This is a genomic window from Mesorhizobium sp. M7A.F.Ca.CA.001.08.2.1 (assembly GCF_003998455.1).
In the GTDB taxonomy this organism is placed as follows: domain Bacteria; phylum Pseudomonadota; class Alphaproteobacteria; order Rhizobiales; family Rhizobiaceae; genus Mesorhizobium; species Mesorhizobium ciceri.
This window is the reverse complement of the sequence record NZ_RZPW01000855.1, coordinates 1-2,470: the sequence shown is the minus strand read 5'-3', so window position 1 is coordinate 2,470 and position 2,470 is coordinate 1. Positions and strand designations below refer to the sequence as shown.

The window sequence follows — 2,470 nt, the reverse complement described above, 5'->3', positions numbered from 1 at the left end:
CAATCGGTTAATACCGTGATAAGCAATTCCTGCGCACAAAGGATCGGGGTTTTAAGCGTCGTTGGTATTGTCGGGTGAGTGTTTTGGCTCCTCTGGTGGTTGAACGTGACGCCTTGAGTTGAGACTGAAGGGGACATCAGGAAAATGCAGGCTGTGACGCCACCGCGTCTTCGTCGCGCTGCTACCGTCGCGTTGTTCGCCATGTCGGCCGCCTTGCTGGCTGCCTGCGCGTCGCAGCCTGAGCCGAAAGCGATGGTCAACAAGAAGACCCGCTCCAAGGAATATTTCGCCGAATCCGAATATGGCGTGAAGGCAAGCCCGCGTGTGATCTCCCGGAACGGGCGCATCCAACGTGGCGGCGGCAGGGATCAGCTTGGCAAACCCTATCAGGTCCGCGGCAAGTGGTATTACCCGAAGGAAGACAAGCGTTACGCCAAGGTCGGCCTCGCCTCCTGGTATGGCGACGCCTTCCATGGCCGGCTTACCGCCAATGGCGAAGTCTATGACATGACCCATCTGACGGCGGCGCACCCGACCATGCCGCTGCCAAGCTATGCCCGCGTCACCAATCTCAAGACCGGCAGTTCGGTCATCGTTCGCGTCAACGATCGCGGCCCATATCACGAAGGCCGCATCATCGACGTATCGGAGCGCGCTGCCCAGATGCTTGACTATGCCAACACCGGCACCGCTCAGGTAAAGGTCGAATATGTCGGCCGCGCGCCGCTCGACGGCGATGACGACCAGTATCTGATGGCCTCCTATCATCCCGGCAACAGGGCGCCGGACCCGTCGGATGGACTGCCGACCGGCGTCATGGTCGCCATGAACGGGCCGTCGCCAAGCCTGCCTGCCGGCACTGCTGCCGTGCCGTTTCCGGGCCAGTTGACCGATTCCGGTTCTGTCCAGCCGATCATGTCGACGCAGTCGTCGGCCTATGGCGATCTGGCGCTTCCGGATTTCGGCCCGATCGTGCCGGAGCGTCCGCAGATCAATCTGCCGCCGCAATCGCCGTTTGCCGTGGCCTCGCTGTCCTATGCCGACGAGCGGGTCGAACGCGCCTCAAATGCCTTCGCCGCGATGGGTGGCGACGGCATGTCGCCGGCCGATGTGCTCCAATCATGGAAACGGCAGCCGCCAACGGCCGGTCCGTCCACTGACTACGTCGCGGCTGGTTCGTTCGAGGATGCAGCGGAGGCCAAGCGTGTTGCCGCTCAGCTTGCCGCATACGGAAAGATCGAGATCCAGCGTTCGGAACTCGATGGCGAGGATTGGTATTCGGTCAATCTCTATCCCGATGGCCACCGCAATCTCGATGATTTGCTGCAGGCTGCCTGGTCGCATGGCGCGCCCGATGCACTGGCTGTGCGCAACTGAGCGCAAGCCTGGTGGGATTTCCGCTGCGCGGTTGATCCGCCGCGCAAAAAGCCTGATACTTTTCGCGGGCTTGCCGGCGGTGCCGGCCAACGGGTCGAACATCATGCAATTTCGCTTGCTCCCGCCTCTCGCCGGGCTTCTGGTTTTTGGCTTGCTGCTGTTTTTCCAGGCTCCGGCCGGTGCACAGCTGTTCGAGACCAAGGCCGCGCAGGCCTTCATGATCGATGCCGAGACCGGGACGGTGCTGTTTTCCAAGGAGGCCGACAAGCGGATACCGCCGGCCTCGATGGCCAAGCTGATGACCATGGAAGTGGTTTTCAACGCCATCAAATCCGGCCGCCTAAAGCTCGACGATACGTTCGTGGTCAGCGAGAACGCCTGGCGCAAGGGTGGTGCGCCTTCGGGAACATCGACGATGTTCGCCAAGCTCAAGTCGTCGATCCGGCTCGAAGACCTGATTCAGGGCGTGACCGTGCAGGCGGCCAATGACGGCTGCATCGTCATCGCCGAAGGCATGTCGGGATCCGAAGACAATTTTGCCGCGCAGATGACCGAACGCGCCCGCCAGATCGGCCTCAAGACGTCGACTTTCGTCAATTCGACCGGCCTGCCGGCGGATGGCCAGCAGACGACCGTGCGCGAGCTGGCGCAGCTCGCCCTGCACCTGTGGCGCGATTATCCGGATTTCTATCGCTATTATGCCCAAAAGGATTTCACCTGGAACAAGATCTCACAGAGGAACCGCAATCCGCTGCTGGCGATGGACATCGGCGCCGACGGCCTGGCAGTCGGGGCGAGCGAGGCAGCCGGTTTCGGCATCGTCGGTTCGCTCAGCCACAATGGCACCCGCGTGATCGCGGCGATGAGCGGGCTGGCCTCGGACAAGGAGCGCGCCGAGGAAGCGCGAAAGCTGCTCGACTGGGGTGTCCGCTCCTTCGAGAAGACTGAAATTTTCGCCAGGGACGAGGTGGTTGGAGAAGCCCAGGTTTTCGGCGGCGCCAAATCCGGGGTGACGCTGAAGGCAAAGGGACCGATCGACATCTTCCTGCCGATCACCAACCGCGACAAGCTGACGGCCAGGATCGTCTATGAC

3 protein-coding genes are annotated in these 2,470 nt (G+C 61.9%); 2 read left to right on the top strand and 1 reads right to left on the bottom strand.

Annotated elements, in window-relative coordinates:
• Positions 1 to 260, bottom strand: a 260-nt coding sequence (locus EN914_RS38790; protein WP_206527290.1) for a hypothetical protein, incomplete at its 3' end; no start/stop codon positions are given.
• On the opposite strand from EN914_RS38790, the gene EN914_RS32045 reads away from it, so the two are divergent.
• Positions 145 to 1,377, top strand: a complete 1,233-nt coding sequence (locus EN914_RS32045; protein ID WP_024505513.1) for a septal ring lytic transglycosylase RlpA family protein — start codon at positions 145 to 147, stop codon at positions 1,375 to 1,377. The two genes, EN914_RS38790 and EN914_RS32045, sit on opposite strands and share 116 nt — an antisense overlap.
• Positions 1,378 to 1,480: 103 nt before the next feature.
• Positions 1,481 to 2,470: D-alanyl-D-alanine carboxypeptidase family protein (locus EN914_RS32040; protein WP_164779062.1), on the top strand; the 990-nt coding region annotated here is incomplete at its 3' end.

Coding starts and splice junctions, on each gene's coding strand:
- EN914_RS32045 (WP_024505513.1), top strand. CDS start 145: ATGCAGGCTGTGACGCCACCGCGTCTTCGTCGCGCTGCTACCGTCGCG.